Here is a 22,565-nt window from a genome sequence, read left to right as displayed (position 1 = left end):
GTGCATGAGGAGCGGCTCGACTCCGAGAACGTCATGGAGCTGTTCGCGCAGTACGACCTGATCGTCGACGGCACCGATAACTTCGCGACCCGCTACCTGGTCAACGACGCCTGCGTGCTGCTGAACAAGCCGTACGTGTGGGGTTCGATCTACCGCTTCGACGGCCAGGCCTCGGTCTTCTGGTCCGAGTACGGCCCCTGCTACCGCTGCCTCTACCCGGAGCCCCCGCCCCCAGGCATGGTGCCCTCCTGCGCCGAGGGCGGCGTGCTCGGTGTGCTGTGCGCCTCGATCGGCTCGATCCAGGTCACCGAGGCCATCAAGCTGCTGACGGGCGCCGGCGAGCCGCTGGTCGGCCGGCTGATGATCTACGAGGCCCTGGAGATGAACTACCGCTCGGTCAAGGTCCGCAAGGACCCGGAGTGCGCGGTGTGCGGCAAGAACCCGACGGTCACCGAGCTGATCGACTACGAGGCGTTCTGCGGCGCGGTCTCCGAGGAGGCGCAGGAGGCCGCCCAGGGCTCCACGATCACCCCGAAGACGCTCAAGTCCTGGATCGACGAGGGCCAGAACCTCGAGATCATCGACGTGCGCGAGCCCGCCGAGTGGGAGATCGTGCACATCGACGGGGCGAAGCTGATCCCGAAGAACGAGTTCCTGATGGGCGAGGCGCTGACCGGTCTTCCGCAGGACAAGAAGATCGTGCTGCACTGCAAGTCGGGCGTGCGCTCGGCCGAGGTGCTCGCGCTGGTGAAGGCGGCCGGCTTCAGCGACGCCGTGCACGTCGGCGGCGGCATCGTCGGCTGGGTCAACCAGATCGAGCCGACGAAGCCGATCTATTAGGGGGACGGTGTCGGTCGGCTGGGTCAACCAGATCGAGCCGACGAAGCCGATGCGGTAACCGATTTACGAGACCTGAGTAGTCGCCAGGAGCTCCCCACGGTCGTGGGGAGCTCCTTTCGTCACAACAACCCCTTGCGGGTGAGCCAGCTGAAGGTGATGTAACCGGGGATCGCGGGCAGGTAGGTGCGCAGCAGCCGGAAGAGCAGCACCGCGAGCACCGCCGTGCCGTAGTCCACGCCGAACGCCTTGAGCGTGAACGCCATCGCGGTCTCGACCGTGCCCACGCCCGAGGGGACCGGGATGAAGGACCCCGCGGTCTGCGCGGTGAGGTAGACCACCGTGGTCGTCGCGTAACTGATCTTGTTGTTCGGGGCCACGGTGTGGATCGAGGCCCACAGGCACAGCGCGTTGAACAGCGAGAGCGAGATCGTGCCGCCGAGCGCGATCGACAGCTTGCGCGGGCTCTGCGCCACGTCCAGCAGCCGCGGCAGCGAGTCGGCGAAGAACGGGGCGAGGCGGTTCTTGGCGAAGTGCCGCAGCGGAGGCACCGACATCGTGATCATCACGAGCAGCGCGATCGCCAGCAGGATCGCGATGACCAGCGTGGAGGAGTCGGACTTGCCCATGTTCTGCCCCGCGATGAAGCTGAACGCGGCGAGCAGGGCGATGTGGATGACGAAGGCGACCGCCTGGGAGGCGCCCACCGCGCTCACCGCCGGGCCGGTCGCGATGCCGCGCTTCTGCATGTACCGGGTGTTCAGCGCGACGCCGCCGACGGCCGCCGGCGCGACCAGCGAGACGAAGCCCGCGGCGATCTGCACCAGCAGGTTGTGCACGAGCGGCAGCTTCTCCGGAATGAATCCGGTGAGCACCATCGCGGCCGAGAGGTACGTCAGCGCCGAGGCCGCGATCGCCACGATCAGCCAAGGCAGTGACGTGTGGTGCAGCACGTAGTCGAAGTTCAGGCCGTTCTTGCTCGCCGTGGAGAGCTGGAACAGCAGCACGTACACCGCGAAGCAGGCCGCCGCGACCGTCAGCAGCGTCTTCGGGCTCAGCCGCTCCAGCTTGACCGGCTCGGCGTCGGTCAGCGCGTGCGGACGCAGTTCCAGGATCTGCTCGCGCAGCCGCTGCAGCAGGTGCTTGGACTTGCGGACGGCCGAGCGCGTGGTCCGGGTCAGCACGACCGGCTGGAGCATCGGCAGCGCGGCGCCGATCCGCTCCTCGCCGAGCACCTCGGCGCCGATGCGCACGGTGCGTTCGGGGCCCGCCTTGAGGGCGAGCGCCGTCATCGTCTCGGCGATGTCCAGCAACTGCTGCAGATCCGCCGCCGCGACCTCGCCGTTGCGCAGCTCGGTCAGCCAGATCTCGCCGTGCTCGTCGACCAGGATCGAGTCCAGCGCCAGCCTGCGGTGCGCGATCTGACTGCGGCCCAGATCCTTGACCGTCTGCCAGACCCTCGCCAGCATCTCGTCGCCGAACTTCTCCTTGGGCACGTCGGCCAGCGCGACGGCGTGCACGCCCTCGTACGCCAGCAGCGCCGCGTCCGCGTTCAGCTCGCGGACGGCGACCAGCTTGGGCGTGCGGATCCCGGCGTCCCGCAGCGCGTAGGAGATCAACGCCTCCTGATCCACCGTGCGCCGCAGCGAGAAGAGGTTGCGCCGCTGCGCCGGGCCGCGCAGCCGGATGCGCCGGTAGACGCGGTAGATCAGGCCCACCGCCTGCCGGTCCCGGTCCAGCACGGTCACGTCCAGCGTCCGGCCGTCCGCGCAGCGCACCTCGTAGCGGCGCACGTCCTCGTGCTCGCCCTGCCAGCTGCACGCGACCGGCTCGAAGCCCACGTCGCTGAGCATCTGCACGACCATCTGGCCGGTGGGCCGCTCGTTGACCACGCCGCAGGCGTAGCGCCAGCCGAAGGCCACGAGCCGGCCGAGCAGGAAGGTCACGATCAGCCCGACGAGCGCGCTGTCCCCGCTCATCAGCGTGGCCACCGCGTAGATCCCGATGCTCACCCAGGTGAAGGTGCGCAGCGTCGGCCGGTCGTTGAAGCCGAGCACGGTCAGGAACGCGATCAGCGTCGAGATGTAGATGTGCAGCGGCGAGGTGGTGCCCGAGTTCACGTGCCGGGTCAGCTCGGTGAGCAGCCACTTCGGCGCGAACGAGGACTCGATCCAGAAGTTCAGCAGGCTGGTCAGCCCGTAGGCGAGCGCGGCCGCGATGACCGCGTCGGCCACCCGCTTGCCGTCCCGGCGCACCAGCCGCTCCACCGCCAGGCCCACCGGGATGATCGCCGTGGTGATGTTGGTCAGCACGGTGATGCCGCCGAGCAGGAAGGACGGGGCGAGCTGCACGCCGTTGTGGATGTCCGACTCGAGCCCGGAGGTGGTCTGCACGCCGATCCGGCCGAGCAGCAGCACGACGACGATCATCGCCGACTCGAACAGCAGCCGCATCAGGTCCGGCTGCCGCCGTATCCGGCGCGGTTCCGGCGGTTCGTCGACGGTCACCGGCGGCAGCCCCGCCGTCCGCGCACCCTCGATCTCGCCGTCCGCTTCCCCCGCGTCCCGGAGCGCGCCGTTCACGACGGCCGAGGCCGCGGACAGATCCGCGTCCCGCTCCTCGGTGCCCATGGCGTTCACAGTGTCCTTTTCGATTCTTGCCCGGCCGGGCGCGCCGCGCCCCGGTCACTCCGGTGCTCGACTCGCTCTATCGTCGCTTACATATTCGGTCCTATGCAGCCCGGGGTGGCCCCCGGGAGTATTTTTCCGTGTTTACGATGCCCCCTCCATCCACCCGGAGGTTGAAAACGATGCCCGATTCCATCCGCCGAACGGTCGATACGGTAGAGCCGCCCGACTTCGTCCGACTCGTGCTCGAGCTGGTCCGCCGGATCCCCGCCGCGAAGGTGATGACGTACGGCGACATCGCGGAGTTCCTGGAGCGGGGGACGGCGCGTCAGGTGGGCGCGGCGATGGCCGGATACGGCTCCGACGTGCCGTGGTGGCGGGTCGTCAACGCCTCAGGACAGCTGCCCGAGCAGCTGCGCGGAGCGGCGGCGGCCAACTACCTGTCCGAGGGCACGCCGTACGACCTGGAGCGGGAACGGGTCAGGCTGGCCGGGTGCCGCTGGGACGGTTCGGCATAAACAGCCACAGTGTGGTGGATCTTTCTGTCGGAGCCCTGTGCTCTCATGGTTTCCGAAGCCCGTGAGGATCTTGACGAGAGGGAGGGACGACGCCGGTGACCGCGGTCTCGCCGCCGTACACCCTGGTCCGCCGTGCCGCGGCCGGGGGCCCGCCGCTGCTCGACGCCGGGCAGCGCGCGGTCGTGGCGCATCGCGGCGGCCCGCTGCTGGTGCTCGCGGGCCCGGGCACCGGCAAGACGACGACGCTGGTCGAGGCCGTGCTTGACCGCATGTCAGGCGAGCGGGCGGTGCGGCCCGAGGAGATCCTGGTGCTCACCTTCAGCCGGGCCGCGGCCGCCGAGCTGCGCGACCGGATAGGGGCCAGGCTCGGCGACACGGTCGGCGTGCCCGGCGCGACCACCTTCCACTCCTTCTGCTTCGCGCTGCTCGGCCGGTTCAAGGACCCCGGGCTGTTCTCCGAGCCGCTGCGGCTGCTTTCCGGCCCCGAGCAGGACGTGGTCATCCGCGAGCTGGTCCGCGGCACGATCGACCCGGTGACGGGCTGGCAGGGGCCATCCGGGGCGCCGGACGAGGCGCGCTGGCCGGGCGCGCTGCGAGCCGCGCTCGGCACCCGCGGCTTCGCGGAGGAGCTGCGGGCCGTGCTGCTGCGCGCCCGGGAACAGGGCCTCGATCCGGCCAGGCTGCGCGAGTTCGCCGAGCGGGCGGACCGGGAGGACTGGCGGGCCGCGGCGCGCTTCTTCGGCGAGTACCTGGACGTGACCGACGCGCGCGGCGTGCTGGACTACGCCGAACTGGTGCATCGCGCGGTGCTGCTCGCCGAGACCCCCGAGGTGCGCGAGCAGCTGCGCGCGGCCTACCGGGTGGTCTTCGTGGACGAATACCAGGACACCGATCCGGCGCAGGTCAGGCTGCTCGAGGCGCTGGCCGGGGCGGGCCGCGAGCTGGTCGTGGTGGGCGATCCCGACCAGTCGATCTACGCCTTCCGCGGCGCGGACCTGCACGGGATCCTGGAGTTCCCCGAACGGTTTCGCACGAACGAGGCAGAGCCCGCACCGATCGCCGTGCTGCGGACGAGTCGGCGGTCCGGGCCGACGCTGCTGGGCGCCTCCCGCCGGGTGGCCCGCCGGATGCCGTTGACCCGGCTGCCCGCGGAGAAGGTGCGCGCGCATCGGGAGCTCAGTCCGGCGCAGGACGGGCCGGCCGAGGGCTCGGTCAGCGTGCTGATGTTCCCGTCGGTCTCCGTGGAGCAGGCCGCGCTCGCCGATCTGCTGCGCCGCGCGCATCTGGAGGACGGCGTCGACTGGGCCGAGATGGCCGTGCTGACCCGCACCGGCGACCAGCTCAGCGCGATTCGCAGAGCACTGTCCGCGGGCAACGTCCCGGTCGAGGTGCGCGCGGAGCAGCTGCCGCTGGCGCGCGAACCGGCCGTGGCCACGCTGCTGCTCGCGCTGCGCTGCGCCGCCGATCCCACGGCCCTCACGCCGGAGACCGCGCGCTCGCTGCTCACCGGCCCGCTCGCCGGGCTGGACAGCGGCGACCTGCGGCGGCTCGGCCGGGCGCTGCGCGCCGAGGAGACGCTGGCCAACAACGGCGCCGCGCTCCCGCGCCCGGCCGACCAGCTGATCCGGGAGGCGGTCGCGGAGCCGGCCATACTCGCGGCGATCGAACCCTCCATCGGCGGCACGGCGCGCAATCTGGCGCTCGTGCTGCGCTCCGCGACCGAGACCCTGGCGAACGGCGGCGTGGTCGAGGACGCGCTGTGGGTGCTGTGGAACGGCACCGCGGAGCAGCCCGCGCGCTGGCCGGGCCGGCTGCGCCGGGCGGTCGACCGGGGCGGCACGGCCGGCCGGCTCGCCGATCGCGACCTCGACGCGGTCATCGCGCTGTTCGCGCTGTCCGCGCGCGCCCAGGAGCGCACCGGGCACGCGGGCGTCACCGACTTCATCAGCGGCCTGCAGGCGCAGGACATAGCGGCCGACACGCTCGCCGAGAAGGCCGCGCGCGGCGGCGCCGTGCAGCTGATGACCGCCCACGGGGCCAAGGGCCTGCAGTGGAGGCTCGTCGTGGTCGCCGGGGTGCAGGAGGGGCTGTGGCCGGACCTGCGGCATCGCGGCTCGCTGCTGGACGCCGACCGGATCGGGCCGCTCGGGCTGAGCGACCCGCTGAGCACGGCCGCGCTGCTGGCCGAGGAGCGGCGGCTGTTCTACGTCGCGGTGACCCGCGCGCGGGAACGGCTCGTGGTCAGCGCGGTGCGCGGCGAGGGCGAGGACGGCGAGACGCCGTCCCGTTTCCTGAACGAGCTCGGCGTCGAGCCGGTCTCGGCCGGCTTCGCGCGGCAACGTCCGCTGCGGCTGACCGCGCTGCTGGCCGAGCTGCGGCGGTACGCGACGGCCCCGGCGGGCGCGGTGAGCGAGGAGCTGCGGCAGGCGGCCGTGCTGCGGCTGGCGAGGATCGCCGCGGCCCAGGCCCCGGACGGCACCCCGCTCGCGCCGAGCGCCGAGCCGGAACGCTGGTGGGGGCTGTACGAGCGCACCGACAACCCGACCCCGATCGTGCGCCCCGACCTGCCGGTGCCGCTCTCGGCCAGCGCCGTCGAGGCGCTCGACGCGTGCCCGCTGCGCTGGTTCCTGGAGCGCCCGGCCGCCGCGCAGGAGCAGTCCACCGACAAGCAGGGCTTCGGCCTGGTGTTCCACGCGCTGGCCGAGGAGGTGGCCACCGGTGCCACGGCCGCCGACATCGACGTGCTGATGGACCGGCTCGACCGGGTCTGGGACCGGCTGCCCTTCGAGGCGCGCTGGCAGTCCGACCAGGAACGCCGGGCCGCTCGTCGCGCGCTGGAGCGCTTCCTCGTCTGGCACGGCCGGCACCGGGAGGGCCGGAAGTTCGTCGCGGCCGAGCGCGAGTTCGACACGACGCTCACGGTCGGCGGCGTGGACGTGCGGCTGCACGGATATATCGACCGCGTGGAGGTGAACGCGCAGGGGCAGGTCTTCCTCGTCGACTTCAAGACCGGCAAGACCCCGAAGACGCCCAGGGAGGCGGAGAAGAGCGCGCAGCTGGCGGTGTATCAGCTCGCCGCGGAGACCTCAGGGATCGGCGAGACGGCGGGCGCCGAACTGGTCTACCCGCGCGACGAGTCGGACGCCGCCGAGCCGACCGTGCGCAAACAGCCGCCGCTGAGCGAGCAGGAGGACGCCGGCTGGGCGCCGAAGCTGCTGGCCGAGGTCGCCGGGACGGTGCTCAAGGAGCGTTTCCACGCCTCGGGGGAACAGGCCGTCTGCCAGCACTGCTCGCTCCGCCGGGCCTGCCCGCGCCAGCCCGAGGGCAGAGAGCTGCCGCTCTGATGCCGCCGCGAACCGCCCTGGAAACCCCCGACGAGCTCGGTGAACTGCTCGGCATCCCGTACACCGAGGAGCAGATCGCGGCCATCACCGCGCCGCTGGAGCCCGGCGTCATCGTCGCGGGCGCGGGCTCCGGCAAGACCGCCGTGATGGCCGCGCGCGTGGTCTGGCTCGTCGGCACGGGGGCGGTCGAACCCGGCCAGGTGCTGGGCCTGACGTTCACCAACAAGGCCGCCGGCGAGTTGCGCGAACGGGTGCTGTCGAGCCTCGCCCGCCTGGGTCTCGCCGCCGAATCCGACGCGCCCGAAGACGACGCCGGCGAGCCGGCCATCTCCACGTATCACGCGTATGCCGATTCCCTGATCAAGGAGCACGGGCTGCGCCTCGGCCTCGAACCCTCCGCGCGGCTGCTCGCCGACGCCAACCGCTACACCCTCGCCGCGCGCGCCGTCCGCCGGGCGTCAGGCCCCTTCGAATTCCTCAAGGGCTCGATCGCCACGCTCGCCCGCAAGGTCATCGACCTCGACGCCGAACTCGCCGAGCACGTCGTCGAGCCGCTGCAGTTGCGCGAGTGGACCGACCGGTTCACCCGGCAGGCCGTGGCCGACGGCCTGTCGGCGGGCCGCGGCCGTGCCCCGCGCGGGTTCGCCGACTACTGGGTGATCGCGCGCGTCGCCCTGGAGCGCGCCGAACTGCTCACGCTCGTCGAGGACTACCGCAAGCTCAAGCGCGCCGGGGACTTCGTCGACTTCGGCGATCAGATGGCGCTCGGCACCCGGCTGGCCGAGGAGGTGCCCGCGGTCGGCCTGATCGAGCGGGACAAGTACCAGGTCGTGCTGCTCGACGAGTATCAGGACACGTCGGTGGCGCAACGCAGGATGCTGTCCGCGCTGTTCGGCGGCGGCCACGCGGTGACCGGCGTCGGCGACCCGTGCCAGTCCATCTACGGCTGGCGCGGGGCCTCTCCCTCGAACATCGACCGGTTCCCCAAGCACTTCCCGCGCGCCGACGGCGGCGACGCCGCGCAGTACTCGCTCTCCGAGAACCGGCGCAGCGGCGGGCGCCTGCTGACCTTCGCCAACGAGCGCTCCGCCGGGCTGCGCGAGCTGCACGCCGGCGTCCGCGAACTGCGTGCCTCCGCGGAGAAATTCCACCGCGGCCGCTCCGAGGCCGCCTTCCTCTCGTCCCATCCCGAGGAGGTCCAATGGCTCGGCGAGCGCATCCAGGGCCTCTACGAGCACGTGCGCGGGGACTGGTCGCAGATCGCCGTGCTGGTCCGCGCGGGGAACCAGATCCCCGACATCTACGCGGAGCTGCACGGCCGCGGCGTCCCGGTCGAGGTCGTGGGCCTCTCCGGGCTGCTCCACCTCCCCGAGATCGCCGACCTGGTGGCGATGCTCGACGTGCTCGACGATCCGACCGCGAACGGGGCCCTGGTCCGGCTGCTCACCGGTCCGCGCTGGCGGATCGGTCCACGCGACCTCGCGCTGCTCGGCAAGCGCGCCCGCGAGCTCGTGCGGCTGCCCGGCGAGGAGCAGCGCGGCCTCGACCAGGCGCTCGCCGGCGCCGACCCGACGGACGTGGTCTCGCTGGCGGACGCGATGGCGGATCCCGGCGAGGACCTGCCGTTCTCCGAGGCCGCGCGGGCCCGCTTCGAGCGCTTCGCCGCCGAGATCAGGCGTCTGCGTCGCTCGCTCAGCGAGCCGGTCGTGGACGTGCTGCACCGGATCCTGCAGGAGACCGGCCTCGAGATGGAGATCGCGGCGAGCTCGGCCGCGTACCGCCAGCGCTGCGCCGAGACGGTCGGCGCGTTCCTCGGCGTCGCGGGCGGATTCACCGACCTGGAGGGCGAGGAGTCGGTCACCGCGTTCCGCACCTTCCTCAAGGCCGCGGCGGCGCACGAGCGCGGCCTCGACGTGGACCTGCCGCCCGCCGAGAGCAAGACGGTCAAGCTCCTGACGATGCACAAGGCGAAGGGCCTGGAGTGGGAGGTCGTCGCGGTCCCGCACCAGTACGAGGCCCGCACCCGCGTCGAGAAATACACCACCATCGCCTCGAAGCTCCCGCACGAGCTGCGTGGCGACGGCGAGTGGCTGCCGGAGCTCGGGCCGGAGCCGAGCCGCCGCGACGTGAACCGCTTCAACGCCCTGATGAAGGAGCACGCCGAATACGAGGACCAGCGCGTCGAATACGTCGCGCTGACCCGGGCCAAGGAACTGCTGCTCGTATCGGGCCACGTATGGGGTCCGACCCAGAAGGACCCGCGGAGCGCGAACGGGACGCTGACGGCGCTGCGCGAATACCTGCAGGCCAACTACGAGGCCGGGCGGGTGGACGCGTGGGCGGTGACGCCGGAGAAGGGCGAGGCCGCGAACCCGCTGCGCGAGCAGCAGGCCGAGGCCGAGTGGCCGGCCCCGCTCGATTCGCAGGCCCGCGCCTCCCGCCTCGCCGCGGCCGCGGCGGTCAAGGGCCTGCTTCAGTTGCCCGACGACCGGTGGCCGCAGGACCCTGACCTCGACGATCAGCGGCAACGGAAGCTCGTCGAAGGCTGGGACACCGACCTCGAGGCGCTGCTCGACGAACTCCTCCGCGCCCGCGAAGTCCGCTTCGAGATCCCCATGCCGGTCTCCCTCTCGACGACCAAGCTCCTGGCCTATTCGAAGGACCCCGAGGCCTTCGCCGAGCAGCTCTTCCGCCCGATGCCCAGGCCGCCGGCCCCGCAGGCGCGCCGGGGCACGGAGTTCCACGCGTGGGTCGAGGACCGCTTCGGCCAACTGAGCCTCTTCGACGACGCCGACCTGGACCTGTACGGCGAGGACGAGGACAGCGAGGACCTGGCCGAGCTCAAGGAGGCGTTCCTGCGCAGCGAGTACGCCGACCGCCGGCCACACCGCATCGAGGCGCCGTTCCAGCTCTTCCTCGGCGGCCAGATCGTGCGCGGCCGGATCGACGCCGTCTACCGCGCCGAGGGAGAGTCGCCCCTCGAATACGAGGTCGTCGACTGGAAGACCAACCGCCGCCAGAACGCCGACCCCCTTCAGCTGGCCGTTTACCGCATCGCGTGGGCCGAACTGGCAGGCGTGCCGCTGTCGAAGGTCGGCGCCGCGTTCCTCTACGTACGCACCGGCGAGGTCGTCCGCCCGGAGAACCTGCCCGACCGCGCGGAACTCGAGCGCCTGCTCACCGACGGGCTGACCCGCGACTGACCCGCGACCGAACCGCGACTGACCGCTACTGTCCCAGCCTGCCGTCGATCTGCTCCCGCATCAGATCGGCGTGCCCGTTGTGCCGCGCGTACTCCTCGATCATGTGAAGCAGCACCCAGCGAAGCGAGAGCGGGCCGCGCCACTTGTCGTCGAAGGTGATGTCGAGGGAGCGCGCGTCGGCCACGAACCGTTCCGCGAACTCAACCTCCTCGCGCCATGCCCGCCACGCCTCGGCCACGACCTCCGCGTCCGCGACGGCCCCGTCGAAATCGCCGTCCGGCTCATCGTCGGAGTAGAAGCGCGGCGTCGCAGGCTCCTGAGCCATTCCGCGCCTGAACCAGCCCCGTTCGACGTCGGCCATGTGCCGGATCAGGCCGAGCAGCGACATCGTGGACGGCTCGACCGTGCGCCGCGCCAGCTGCTCCGGACTGAGCCCGGAGCACTTCAGCTCCAGCGTCTCGCGCTGCCAGCGCAGGAACGCGGCGAGCGTGGACCGCTCGTCGGCCTGCGGCGGCGGGTCGGCGCGGGGATCGGATTCGGGGTCGATGAACATGTCGGCGCGCGATTCACTCATGCCTGCCATCCTCCGAGCCCGTACCTGCCCGCGCCACGAGTTTTCCCGAAATCACGGACGCCGCGCCGCCCACGCGATCCGGCTCGCCCGCACCAAGAGGTCGTCGCGCCGGGCCAGGCTCTCGGGTCCTTCCGGGTCGAGCAATGCATCGAGCAGGGCCAGGTCCGCGCTGCTCAGCCGGTCCGCCGCCCGCTCCCGCGTGCGACCCAGCGACGCCCGCGCGTACCGCCTCGCCGCCTCCGTCAGCGGCGACCGGAGCTCGGTGTCGAAGGCGCGCTCCTCCTCGACCACGAATCCCGCATCGCGCAGCCGCGCGCCCCAGTCGTCCCCGATGTGCGGCATCTCCTGGGTACGCCATTCGTCGACGACGGCCTGGCAGCGTCCTTCCAGACCATCGCCCAGCGTGTCCGGCAGGAAGCGCGGGAACCCTGCCAACTCGATCACCGCCAACAGCCCGCCGGGCCGCAGCGAGGCGTAGAGCTTCCGCAGAGCCTCGTCCGGATCCGCGAGGTGGTGCATGAACGCCGACGTCCACACCACATCCACGGTCCCGAAGTCCGGCCACGCACCGTCCAGATCCGCCCGCACCGTCCGTACCCGCTTCTCCACGCCGAGCGCGCGCGCCCTCTCGCGCAGCCGCTCCAGCATGAACTCCGACCCGTCCACGGCCTGTACCTCGGCATCCGCCGACTCCCGCAGCAGGGCGAACGTCCCCGTCCCCGTCCCGCACCCGAGGTCGAGCACCCGCCCGGCCGGCAGCGGCCCCGCGTGCCCCGCGACCCACCCGGCCACCTCGCTCAACGATTCGCCGAGCACCTCCGCATCCAGGTCCAGCAACTCGGCCAGCATCGCGTCGCCTCCGTCCCCGTGTGAGTGTCCGTGAGTATGCCCATGCTCGTGGTGGTGCTGCCCGTTCGTCATACCTCCGACCATAAATCCTCCCGCGCCTGTGCGCCGTGACCCCTACAGTGCTCGTGTGCTGCCCACGGAATACGCCTCGCTCCCGATCGCCGAATTCGCATTCCCCGGAGAACTGCGCGACCGCCTGGTCGCCGCGATCCTGTCCGGCGAGAAGAGCACGACCACCGGCCTGCATCTCGAACTCGAGGTCGACGGCGAGGAATTGCCGAAGGTCGGCGACCGCGAACTGGTCGTCGACTCCGCCGCCCGACCCGTCGCCGTGATCGAGATGACCGAGATCCGCGTCCTGCCCCTCGCCGACGTGGATCACCAGCACGCGCTGGACGAGGGCGAAGGCTTCAGCAGCGTCAAGGACTGGCGCCTCGACCACGAGGCCTACTGGCACGGCGCGCAATACCGCGACGCGATCGGCCAACCCGCCTTCACCGTCGACGACTCCACCCTCGTAGTCGCCCTCCGCTTCCGCCTCATCGAAGACCTCCGCGGAACGGATTCCCGATAGGCCGGCCGCGGTTCCATCGATAGGCCGCCGCCACCTGCTCTTCACTCCGGGTCTGCTTAGACTCTGGAATCCCGGTGCGCGGATCGCGACATAACTGATAGAAACGACCCACGTGCCTATCGAAGGGTGTCCGATGGAGTTCAAGCAGTCGCGGAAGCTGTCCGAGGTGCAGTACGACCTGCGCGGACCGGTGCTGCGGCGAGCCAAGGAGCTCGAGGCCGAGGGGCACTCGATCCTGAAGCTGAACATCGGCAACCCGGCGCCGTTCGGCTTCGAGGCGCCGGACGAGCTGATTCAGGACATCATCCGCAATCTGCCGGGCTCGCACGGATACGGCGACTCGAAGGGGCTGCCGTCGGCGCGGCGGGCGGTGGCGCAGGCGTACCAGACGCGCGGGCTGCCGATCGTGGACATCGAGGACATCTACATCGGCAACGGCGTGTCCGAGCTGATCGCGATGGTCCTCAACGGGCTGATCGACCTGAACGACGAGGTGCTCATCCCGGCGCCGGACTACCCGCTGTGGACGGGGGCGACGGCGCTGGCCGGCGGCAGGCCGGTGCACTACCGCTGCGACGAGCAGGCGGGCTGGGCGCCGGACATCGCGGACATCGAGTCGAAGGTGACCGACCGCACCAAGGCGATCGTGATCATCAACCCGAACAACCCGACCGGCGCGGTCTACTCGCCGGAGATCATCGACGCGCTGGTCGAGGTAGCCAGGCGGCACCAGCTGATGGTGCTGTCCGACGAGATCTACGACAAGATCCTCTACGACGGCGCCGCGCACCGGCCGACCGCGCTCGCCTGCCCGGACCTGGTCTGCGTCACGTTCAACGGCCTGTCCAAGATCTACCGCTCGGCCGGCTACCGGATGGGCTGGATGGTCATCACCGGGCCCAAGGAGCACGCGAAGGACTTCCTGGACGGCCTGGAGATCCTCGCCAACCTGCGCCTCGGCCCGAACGTGCCGGTGCAGCACGCGATCCAGGCGGCGCTCGGCGGCTTCCAGTCCATCGACGTGCTCGTCGAGCCGGGCGGCCGGCTCTACGAGCAGCGCGACCTGACCTGGCAGATGCTGAACGAGATCCCCGGCGTGTCCTGCAGCAAGCCGATGGGCGCGATCTACGCGTTCCCGCGGCTGGACCCGAAGATCTACCACATCAGCGACGACGAGCGCTTCGTGATGGACCTGCTGAACGCCGAGAAGACCTTGGTCATGCACGGCACGGCCTTCAACTGGCCGGAGCCCGACCACTTCCGGATCGTCACGCTGCCGCACGTCAAGGACCTCGAAGCGGCGATCGACGGCCTCGCCAGGTTCCTCGCCACGTACCGCCAGTAAGGGCCGCTCCCACCCGTTACCCTTGGCGCTTATGGCTGACATCCGTGAATACGTAGAGGGCAACGCGGCGGAGTTCTTCACCGAACTGAAGGACTGGCTGCGCATCCCGTCCATCTCCGGCGACCCCGACCGGGTCGCGGACGTGCGGGCGAGTGCCGAATGGTTGGCCGCGAAGCTGCGCGCGGTCGGCTTCCCGACCGTCGAGGTGTGGGAGACGGCGGGCGGGCGCGGCCTGCCGGCCGTGTTCGCCGAGTGGCCCTCGGGCGACGCGACGGCCCCGACCGTGGCCGTGTACGGACATCACGACGTGCAGCCGGTGACGCCGCTCGAGCTGTGGCGGACCGGGCCCTTCGAGCCGACCGAGCGCGACGGCAAGCTGTACGCGCGCGGCGCGGCTGACGACAAGGGGCAGGTGTTCTTCCACACCCTCGGCCTGCGGGCGCACCTGGCCGCGACCGGGCGCACCGCCCCCGCAGTCAACCTGAAGCTGATCGTGGAGGGCGAGGAGGAGAGCGGCTCGCCGAACTTCGCCGAACTGCTGCGCGCCCACGCCGACGAGCTGGCCTGCGACGTGGTCGTGGTCTCGGACACCGGCATGTGGGCCAAGGACACCCCGACCTCGTGCACCGGCATGCGGGGCCTGATCTCCGCGCAGCTGGACTTCACCGGACCGAGCGGGGACGTGCACTCCGGCTCCTTCGGCGGCGCGATCCCGAACCCGATCACCGAGCTGGTGCGGGTGCTCGCGCAGCTGCACGACGCCGACCGGCGGGTGACCGTCCCCGGGTTCTACGACGGCATCGTCGAGCTCTCCGACACCGACCGCGAGCTGATCGCCAAGCTGCCGTTCGACGAGCAGGTGTGGCTGGGCAACGCGAAATCCTCGGCGCCCGTCGGCGAGGCCGGGTACTCCACGCTGGAGCGGGTTTGGGCGCGGCCGACCGCGGAGATCAACGGGATCTACGGCGGGCACACCGGTCCGGGCTCGAAGACGATCGTGCCCTCGGAGGCGCACGCCAAGCTCTCCTTCCGGCTGGTCGCCGGGCAGGAGCCGGGCGCGATCACCAAGGCCTTCGAGGCGTGGATCCAGGAGCGGGTGCCGGCCGGGATCACCGCGGCGGTGCAGTTCGAGGGCGAGGGCGTGCGGCCCTGCCTGACGCCGCTCGACCACCCGGCGCTGCAGTCCGTGTCCCGCGCGCTGGGCAGGGCCTTCGCGGAGAACCCGGCCGAGCCGCGGGAGATCCTCTACACCCGCGAGGGCGGTTCCGGACCGGAGGCCGACCTGCAGGACGTGCTCGGCGCCCCGGTCGTCTTCCTCGGCATCTCGCTGCCGGACGACGGCTGGCACGGCCCGAACGAGAAGGTCGACCTGGACCTGCTGCTCAAGGGCGCCGAGGCGGCGGCCCACCTGTGGGAGGACCTGGCCGGCTCCGGACTGGGCGCCGGGACGGGCAAGTAGCACAATATGCTCGTTATGTAACGATAGCCGGCTATAAGTAACAAGCAGAGCGCTCGGGAACAATCGCTCGTTGCCGGGAGTTAGTCGTCACGGGCCGGTGATCCAAACCGCGGTCGCGGCCCGTGATGACACACTTGACGCATGCGGAGAGCAGGGGGTGGCGGTCCGATGGCGGACCCGAGGGACGAGCTGACCGGACCGCTCGGCCGTCTCGCGCTGGCCAGGACGGCGGTGGACCGGCAGGCTGAGCTGCGGCTGGACGAGCCGGCGCTGGCCGCCGCGTGGTCGAACCCGGACACCAGGGTGCTCGTGGTCAGCGAGGGCCGGGCTCTGGTGCTGGACGAGCTCGATCCGGTGGCGCAGGGCAATCCGGACGCGCCGCTGGCCAGGCTGGTGCTGCTCAACTCGCTGGACGCGCCGGAGGGGGACCGCTTCTTCCTCGGCCGCGACGACGAGGGCCGCGCCTACTTCGCGGTCCCGGGCGAGTCCCTGCCGGGCCGTCAGGACGCGGACGCCCGCTCGGCCTCGCTGCGCGAGGTCGGCATGCTGCTCTCGGACCGGGACGCCGGCCTGCTCACGCACGCCGTCGCGCTCGAGTACTGGCACCGCAGCCACCGCTTCTGCCCGCGCTGCGGCCACCCGACGAGTTCCGCCGCCGCGGGTCACGTGCGCCGCTGCTCCCAGTGCGGCACGGAGCACTACCCGCGCACCGACCCGGCGGTGATCATGGCGGTCACCGACCCGGAGGACCGGCTGCTGCTGGGCCGCCAGTCCAACTGGGACCCGAACCGCTACTCGGTGCTCGCCGGCTTCGTCGAGCCGGGCGAGTCGCTCGAGGCCGCGGTCGCCCGCGAGGTGCAGGAGGAGGCCGGGCTGACGGTCACCCGGGTCGAGTACCTCGGCTCTCAGCCGTGGCCGTTCCCGTGCAGCCTGATGCTCGGCTTCCGGGCCCGCGTGCACGATCCGGAGCGGGTGCGCGCGGACGGCGACGAGCTGCAGGAGGTGCGCTGGTTCAGCCGCGCCGAGCTCGCCGCGGCGATCGAGTCGGGAGAGGTGATCCCCTCCGGCCGGATCTCCATAGCGCGCAAGCTCATCGAGAACTGGTTCGGCGCGGACTGGTCCGTGCCGCCGGGCGTCTGAGCCCGCGTCAGCGGGCGGCGTGCAGGCGGCGTCCGCTGGCCGGTTCGAAGTAGTGGATCTCGGCGGGGTCGAGGGCGAGGCCGACGGCGGTGCCGGGTTCGGGTGTAGCGCCGGGTTCGCAGCGTACGATGACGTCCCTGCGCCGCTCGCCGAGGCCCGCGGTGCAGTGCGCGTAGGAGACGTAGCCGAGGTTTTCCACGGCTTCGACGTGCGCGAACAGGCCGACGCCCGGTGGGGCGAGTCTCACCTTGTCGGGGCGGAAGCCGATGGTGACCTCGGGTTTGGTCAGCTCGGCGACGAGGCCGCGGCCGAGCGGGAGTTCCACGACGTCCACGTCGCCGAGCAGCGCCCAGGTGTGTTCGACCCGCGCGCTGAGCAGGTTCATCGGCGGCGAGCCGACGAAGCCCGCGACGTAGGCGTTGGCCGGGTTCTCGTAGAGCACCCGCGGCGCGTCGCACTGCAGCAGCACGCCGTCCTTGAGCACCGCGATGCGGTCGCCCATGGTCATCGCCTCGATCTGATCGTGCGTCACGTAGAGCATCGTGGTGCCGAGGCGGCGCTGCAGGTTCGAGATCTGCGAGCGCACCTCCGCGCGCAGCTTGGCGTCGAGCGCGCCGAGCGGCTCGTCCATCAGGTAGACCTGCGGTTCGCGCATCATGGCGCGGCCCATCGCGACGCGCTGCTGCTCACCGCCGGAAAGCGTGCGCGGCAGCCGGTCCAGCGTCGGCGTCAGGTCCAGCTGGGAGGCCATCCGACGCACCCGGCGGGCGACGGCCGAGTGCGGCGTGCCCATGATCGTCATGCGGAACCCGAGATTCTGGGCGACGGTCATCTGCGGGTAGAGCGCGTAGCTCTGGAAGACCATCGCGATGTCGCGCTCACCCGGTTCGAGGTCGCTGACGTCCCGTCCGTCGATGAACACCGAGCCGGAGTCCACCGTCTCCAGGCCGGCGAGCATGCGCAGGGCGGTCGTCTTCCCGCAGCCGCTGGCCCCGAGAAGCACCATGAACTCGCCTGATTCCACCATCAGGTCGAGGCTGTCCACGGCGGGCATCTCGGTCCCCGGGTATGTGTGTGTTGCCTCCACGAATTCGACACTGGCCACGTTGATCCATCCCATGTGCCCACAAACAGTTACGATAATGTCACTGTGCGATGGTGCGATGGTGCATGTGGTGAGGCGAAGAGTTAAGCACAGGAACCGGTCGCGCGTCTGCACTTAATGTTCACGCGATTGCGGGGAGTGATCCGTCCGGGTCGCGCAGTCCGAGCTTGCGCAGGCAGGAACGCCGTTGCAGCACGGAGAGGCCGGCGACCGCGCCACCGAGCGCGAGCCAGCCGACGGGGCCTGCGACCATTACGACGCTCGTCAGCAGCAGTGGGCCCGCGGACTTCTGGATCGACTGAGACATCCCGGCCACGCCGAGGTACGCGGGTCTGGCCCCATCCGGCGCGAGGGCAACTGCGAGCTCCCACGAACTGACCGATCGCATCAGCTCGGCGAGCGTCTGCAATCCGGTCGCGACCAGCAGGGCGAGCGAGGCGAATAAGGTGCCGAATTCCGGTGCGACGGCGACGCAGGCGCAGCAGGCGAGGATGATCAGGCCGTAGCGCGCGACCGCGGACGTTGCGTCGTGCGGGCTCTTGGTGGCGGCGGAAATCCGCATCTGCAGCGCGACGACGAGCACCGTGTTGAGCGCGAGGAACGCGGGGACGAGTGCGTGCGGGGCGGTGGTGCGCGTGATCAGCCAGAGTGGCAGGCCCAGGTTGAGGATCGGGTCGTCCGTGGCCATGAAGATGTCGAGGAACACGAACGCCAGGTAGCCGGGGTCGCGCCACGGGTTCGCGGTCGGCACCGTGTCAGCGGCCTGCGACGTGACGCGGGCCGGCGCCCCCGACGTCTTCCGCACTCGGCGCACGAGCACCGAGCAGACGATGAACGAGAACGCGTCGAGCAGGATCAGCATGCGGTACGCGTCGCGGGTTCCGAAGGCGAGTCCGATGGCCGCGATTCCGGCGCCGATGGCGAATCCGGCGTTGGCCACGCTGCGGAAGAGCGCCTGATACATGGCGCGCTCGGGGCCTGCGACGTCTGCGGCGAAGAGCATTTCCAGCGTCTTCGCGGCGCGGTCGCCGAAGAACGTGACGGCGACGGCGGGCAGTAGTACGGCGAAGCGCGTGGAGGCCAACATCGCGCAGAGCGTGACCACGCGCAGCAGGTGACAGCCGATCAGCAGCACGCGGACGGAGTTGCGGGCGGCGAGCCGTCCGGCGACCGGCGAACCGAGGATTCCGGCCACGGCGCCGATGCCGATCAGCAAACCGATGCTGCGTGCGTCGAGCCGGGCCACGACGGTGAAGTACAGGACCTCGGCGGCATTCCACACGCCGGTGCCGGTGCGGTCCAAGAACTGCGCGGAGAGCATGATCCGCGCGTCGCGTCCGCCCGGAGGATTGCGCAGTTGGCTGAACAGCCCCGGGTGTGCCACAGCCGACAGTCTTCACATTGACAATCTCGATGTCAAGATAAATTCGGCGGGCTACGCTGGGCCGCATGCGCAAGTTCGAACCCGGATACGAGGACCCGGCGCGGCTGCTCGCCGAGGCCGCCGCGTGCCCGGATCCCGAGGACGAACGCCGCCTGCGGCCGATCCGCAGACTCCAGCGCCGTCCCGACGCGGAGACCTTCCTCGCGGTGGCCGAGGCCGCGCGTTCCGCGGACCTCGAACTGCGCCTGGTCGCGGTGGACGTGCTGGGCCAACTCGGCTACGCGAGCGGCCGGCCGTACCGCGAGCAGACGCTGCCGATACTCCTCGCCGAGCTCGACCAGGCCGAGGACCCACGACTACTCCAAGCCGCGATCACGGCACTGGCCCATCTCGGCGACGGCAGGGCGCTGAATTCAGTGCTGCGCTACGCGGTCTACCGCGATGCGGACATACGCCGCGCGGTCGCCCTCGCCCTGCCCTCCATCGCCGACGAGCGGTACCCGGCACCCGAAGTCGAGGACGCGCTCGTCGAACTCAGTGCGGACACGGACGAGGCCGTGCGCGACTGGGCGGCCTTCGGCCTCGCGGAGATCAGACGCTCGCGGCCTTGACCTGCGCCAGCGACGGGTTCGTCATCACCGTCTGCTTGCCGCCGGGGGCCACGACCACGACGGTCGGCACGGTCTGGTTGCCGTTGTTGACCTTCATGACGTAGTCCGCGGCTTCCGGCTGCTGCTCGATGTCCACCTCGTCGAAGGTGATGCCCTCGCGGCCGAGCTGGCCCTTGAGCCGCTTGCAGTAGCCGCACCAGGGGGTCGAATACATGGTGATCTGGGCCGACATCCTCGCAACACTCCTCATCTTCGGCGGATCCGCAGGATACAACCGCTCCGGGCGCCGAATCCTTCCCGCCTCTGCCCGGCTGTCGGACCGGCCTGTCACAATCGGGCTCATGACAGATCCCGACGAGCTCCTTGCCGGACTGGACCGTGAACAGCGCGAGGTCGCCCGCGCGCTGCACGGTCCGGTGTGCGTGCTCGCGGGTGCCGGGACGGGCAAGACCCGGGCGATCACGCACCGGATCGCGTACGGCGTGGCCACCGGCGCCTTCCAGGCCAACCAGCTGCTCGCCGTCACCTTCACCGCGCGCGCCGCGGGGGAGATGCGCGGCCGGCTGCGCGGGCTCGGGGCGGGGACGGTGCAGGCGCGCACCTTCCACTCGGCCGCGCTGCGCCAGCTGCAGTACTTCTGGCCGCAGACGGTCGGCGGGCCGCCGCCGCGGATCCTGGAGTCGAAGATCTCGCTGGTCGCCGAGGCCGCGGCGGCCTGCCGGATCAAGACCGACCGGGCCGCGCTGCGCGACCTGGCCTCCGAGATCGAGTGGTGCAAGTCCACCCAGACCGCGCCGGAGGACTACGGGACCGCCGTCGCCAAGGCGCAGAAGGTGCCGCCGCGCGAGCCCGCCGAGGTCAGCCGGGTCTACGCGGCGTACGAGGAGCACAAGCGGGACCGCGGCTTCATCGACTTCGAGGACGTGCTGCTGCTCACCATCGGCGTGCTCGAATCCAAGCCGAACGTCGCCGACCAGGTGCGCTCGCAGTACCGGCACTTCGTGGTGGACGAGTACCAGGACGTCAACCCGCTGCAGCAGCGCCTGCTCGACCAGTGGCTCGGGCAGCGCGACTCGCTCTGCGTGGTCGGCGACGCGAGCCAGACCATTTACTCGTTCACCGGCGCCACGCCCGAGTACCTGCTCGGCTTCCCGGACCGCTACCCGGACGCCACCGTGATCCGGCTGGTCCGCGACTACCGTTCCACGCCGCAGGTGGTCGGTGTGGCGAACGCGCTGCTCGGCGCGATCCCGCAGGACACCCAGGCCGGTCGGCGCGCGGCCCGGGCCCGGCTCGAGCTCGTCGCGCAGCGGCACGCCGGCCCGCCGGCCGGCTACACCGAGTACCCGGACGAGGCGGCGGAGGCCGAGGGCGTCGCCGAGAACATCAGAACGCTGATCGAGCGCGGCGCGCGGCCCGCGGAGATCGCGGTGCTCTTCCGGATCAACGCGCAGTCCGAGGTCTACGAGCAGGCGCTGGCGGATCGCGGCGTGCCCTACGTGGTGCGCGGCATCGAGCGCTTCTTCGACCGGCCGGAGGTGCGGCAGGCCGTGTTGCTGCTGCGCGGGGCCGCCCGCTCGAGCGGCGCCGCCGAAGGCGGTTCCGCGGGCAGCGCGGCGGGCGACTCAGCAGGCGGTGACGGGAGCATGGAGGGGCTCGCCGCGACCGTGCGCGCGGTGCTCTCCGGCAACGGTTGGTCGCCCAAGGCCCCGGCCGGCTCCGGCCGGGCCCGCGAGCAGTGGGAGTCGCTGGCCGCGCTCGCCGCGCTGGCCGAGGAGCACGAGGCCGGGCATCCGCGGGCCGGGCTCGTGGAGTTCGTGCGCGAACTCGAGGAGCGCGCCGCCGTCCAGCACGCCCCGGTCGTGGACGGCGTCACCCTCGCGTCGCTGCACTCCGCGAAGGGCCTGGAGTGGGACGCGGTCTACCTCGTCGGTCTGACGGAGGGTCTGATGCCGATCACCTACGCGGAGACGGACGAGCAGTTGGAGGAGGAGCGCCGGCTGCTGTACGTCGGCGTGACCCGGGCCCGCGAGACGCTGCAGCTGTCCTGGGCGCTGGCCCGCGCTCCGGGCGGCCGGGCCTCGCGCCGTCCCTCGCGCTTCCTCGACTCGCTGCGCGAGGCGAAGGCGGCCATGGCGGACGCCGGCGCCGGGGGAGTGGTGCGCCGCGGTTCCGGGCGCGGGCCGCAGGAGCAGGGCAAGTCCAAGCGAACCGGGCCGGTGCGCTGCCGGGTATGCGGCAAGGCCCTGATCGAGGCCGTGGACCGCAAGCTCGGCCGCTGCGCCGACTGCCCCTCGGATCTGGACCAGGCGCTCTTCGAGCGGCTACGGGAGTGGCGGCTGGCGCAGGCCACGGACCAGTCGGTGCCCGCCTACGTCGTCTTCACCGACGCCACGCTGACCGCGATCGCCGAGACCCGGCCCACGGAGCGCTCCGCGCTCGCGAGGATCCCCGGCGTCGGCGCGGGCAAGCTGGAGCGCTATGCGGACCAGGTGCTCGCGATCCTCACCGGCTCCGCGCCCGCCGCGGACGAGGCGGCGGCGGACTCCCAGGAGCCGCCGGATGCCCAGGAACCGCCGGAATCGCAGTGGCCGGAGGAGCCGGCGGAGGCCGCGGAGGCGAGCGAGCCCGGCGAGATGCTGGAGCCGCTGCCCGAGCCGGAGCCGGGGGACGTGGGGGAGCCCGCCTAGGAGAGATCCACCGGCTGCCCGAGCGATTCCTCGGTGAGCGGATAGCCGTGGATCGAGATGGAGACGCCGAGCTGCAGCCCCTCGGTCGGCGGCGGCGCCGACCCGGCCGGGCAGGCCGACATCTGGATCGCGAAGCTCACCGTGACCGTCGACTCGGCGCCCACGGTTCCGCCGACGGGCGTCGTCGGGTGTTCGGATTCGGCGGTACAGGGCGCGGAGGCGTCGCTGCCCGGGGCCGAGATCGACAGGTCGGCCGTGTACTGCATCGCCGTATCAGCATGCGAGGTGACCGACACGTCGAGCGT

General features: G+C 71.3%; 17 protein-coding genes. 10 read left to right on the top strand and 7 right to left on the bottom strand.

The features are described from left to right. A partial coding sequence (locus VG296_RS11490) for a ThiF family adenylyltransferase (RefSeq protein WP_325565642.1) occupies positions 1 to 840 on the top strand: 840 nt, incomplete at its 5' end. 119 nt (positions 841 to 959) lie between these two features. On the opposite strand, the gene VG296_RS11485 is transcribed toward VG296_RS11490, so the two are convergent. Beyond that, positions 960 to 3,467, bottom strand: coding sequence for a lysylphosphatidylglycerol synthase transmembrane domain-containing protein (locus VG296_RS11485; protein ID WP_325565641.1), 2,508 nt, complete (start codon positions 3,465 to 3,467; stop codon positions 960 to 962). A gap of 179 nt (positions 3,468 to 3,646) precedes the next feature. Between VG296_RS11485 and VG296_RS11480 the strand changes: the two genes are divergently transcribed. From VG296_RS11480 to VG296_RS11470, 3 genes are all read left to right on the top strand, one after another. Further along, a complete protein-coding gene (locus VG296_RS11480) occupies positions 3,647 to 3,982 on the top strand; it encodes an MGMT family protein (protein WP_325565640.1) in 336 nt (111 codons plus the stop codon). A 95-nt stretch (positions 3,983 to 4,077) separates the two neighbouring features. Then, positions 4,078 to 7,326: an ATP-dependent DNA helicase gene (locus VG296_RS11475; protein ID WP_325565639.1), complete on the top strand. Its 3,249-nt coding sequence runs from the start codon at positions 4,078 to 4,080 to the stop codon at positions 7,324 to 7,326. Next, positions 7,326 to 10,529, top strand: coding sequence for an ATP-dependent DNA helicase (locus VG296_RS11470; protein ID WP_325565638.1), 3,204 nt, complete (start codon positions 7,326 to 7,328; stop codon positions 10,527 to 10,529). The genes VG296_RS11475 and VG296_RS11470 overlap by 1 nt, the downstream gene beginning before the upstream one ends. 25 nt (positions 10,530 to 10,554) lie before the next feature. On the opposite strand, the gene VG296_RS11465 is transcribed toward VG296_RS11470, so the two are convergent. Next, positions 10,555 to 11,082 (bottom strand): DinB family protein, encoded by a 528-nt coding sequence (locus VG296_RS11465; protein WP_414641086.1) that lies wholly within the window; start codon positions 11,080 to 11,082, stop codon positions 10,555 to 10,557. Between the two features lie 72 nt (positions 11,083 to 11,154). After that, a complete protein-coding gene (locus tag VG296_RS11460) occupies positions 11,155 to 12,024 on the bottom strand; it encodes a class I SAM-dependent methyltransferase (protein WP_325565636.1) in 870 nt (289 codons plus the stop codon). A 55-nt stretch (positions 12,025 to 12,079) separates the two neighbouring features. Between VG296_RS11460 and VG296_RS11455 the strand changes: the two genes are divergently transcribed. The 4 genes from VG296_RS11455 to nudC all read left to right on the top strand — a co-directional run bounded on the left by VG296_RS11455 (position 12,080) and on the right by nudC (position 16,470). Next, the gene (locus VG296_RS11455; protein WP_325565635.1) at positions 12,080 to 12,526 is read left to right on the top strand and encodes an ASCH domain-containing protein; all 447 of its coding nucleotides are present in this window, start codon (positions 12,080 to 12,082) and stop codon (positions 12,524 to 12,526) included. A 133-nt stretch (positions 12,527 to 12,659) separates the two neighbouring features. Further along, positions 12,660 to 13,871: a pyridoxal phosphate-dependent aminotransferase gene (locus VG296_RS11450; protein WP_325565634.1), complete on the top strand. Its 1,212-nt coding sequence runs from the start codon at positions 12,660 to 12,662 to the stop codon at positions 13,869 to 13,871. Positions 13,872 to 13,902: 31 nt separating this feature from the next. After that, positions 13,903 to 15,330: a dipeptidase gene (locus VG296_RS11445; RefSeq protein ID WP_325565633.1), complete on the top strand. Its 1,428-nt coding sequence runs from the start codon at positions 13,903 to 13,905 to the stop codon at positions 15,328 to 15,330. A 168-nt stretch (positions 15,331 to 15,498) separates the two neighbouring features. Beyond that, positions 15,499 to 16,470 carry an NAD(+) diphosphatase gene (gene nudC / locus VG296_RS11440; protein ID WP_325565632.1) on the top strand — a complete coding sequence of 324 codons (972 nt, stop codon included), beginning with the start codon at positions 15,499 to 15,501 and terminating at the stop codon, positions 16,468 to 16,470. Between the two features lie 7 nt (positions 16,471 to 16,477). Here nudC and VG296_RS11435 read toward each other — a convergent pair whose 3' ends face one another. After that, positions 16,478 to 17,575, bottom strand: a complete 1,098-nt coding sequence (locus tag VG296_RS11435; protein ID WP_325565631.1) for an ABC transporter ATP-binding protein — start codon at positions 17,573 to 17,575, stop codon at positions 16,478 to 16,480. A gap of 121 nt (positions 17,576 to 17,696) precedes the next feature. Beyond that, positions 17,697 to 18,959: an MFS transporter gene (locus VG296_RS11430; protein ID WP_325565630.1), complete on the bottom strand. Its 1,263-nt coding sequence runs from the start codon at positions 18,957 to 18,959 to the stop codon at positions 17,697 to 17,699. A gap of 65 nt (positions 18,960 to 19,024) precedes the next feature. On the opposite strand from VG296_RS11430, the gene VG296_RS11425 reads away from it, so the two are divergent. Beyond that, on the top strand, positions 19,025 to 19,570 hold the full coding sequence (locus tag VG296_RS11425; protein ID WP_325565629.1) for a HEAT repeat domain-containing protein: 546 nt from the start codon (positions 19,025 to 19,027) through the stop codon (positions 19,568 to 19,570). Here VG296_RS11425 and VG296_RS11420 read toward each other — a convergent pair. After that, positions 19,551 to 19,802 carry a mycoredoxin gene (locus VG296_RS11420; RefSeq protein WP_325565628.1) on the bottom strand — a complete coding sequence of 84 codons (252 nt, stop codon included), beginning with the start codon at positions 19,800 to 19,802 and terminating at the stop codon, positions 19,551 to 19,553. The genes VG296_RS11425 and VG296_RS11420 overlap by 20 nt on opposite strands. Before the next feature lie 109 nt (positions 19,803 to 19,911). Between VG296_RS11420 and VG296_RS11415 the strand changes: the two genes are divergently transcribed. Further along, positions 19,912 to 22,260 carry an ATP-dependent DNA helicase UvrD2 gene (locus tag VG296_RS11415; protein ID WP_325565627.1) on the top strand — a complete coding sequence of 783 codons (2,349 nt, stop codon included), beginning with the start codon at positions 19,912 to 19,914 and terminating at the stop codon, positions 22,258 to 22,260. Here VG296_RS11415 and VG296_RS11410 read toward each other — a convergent pair. Then, positions 22,257 to 22,565, bottom strand: a 309-nt coding sequence (locus VG296_RS11410) for a hypothetical protein (RefSeq protein ID WP_325565626.1), incomplete at its 5' end; no start/stop codon positions are given. The genes VG296_RS11415 and VG296_RS11410 overlap by 4 nt on opposite strands.

Source organism: Actinospica sp., from assembly GCF_035552695.1.
Classification (GTDB): Bacteria; Actinomycetota; Actinomycetes; order Streptomycetales; family Catenulisporaceae; genus Actinospica.
This window is presented reverse-complemented; position numbering and strand designations above follow the sequence as displayed.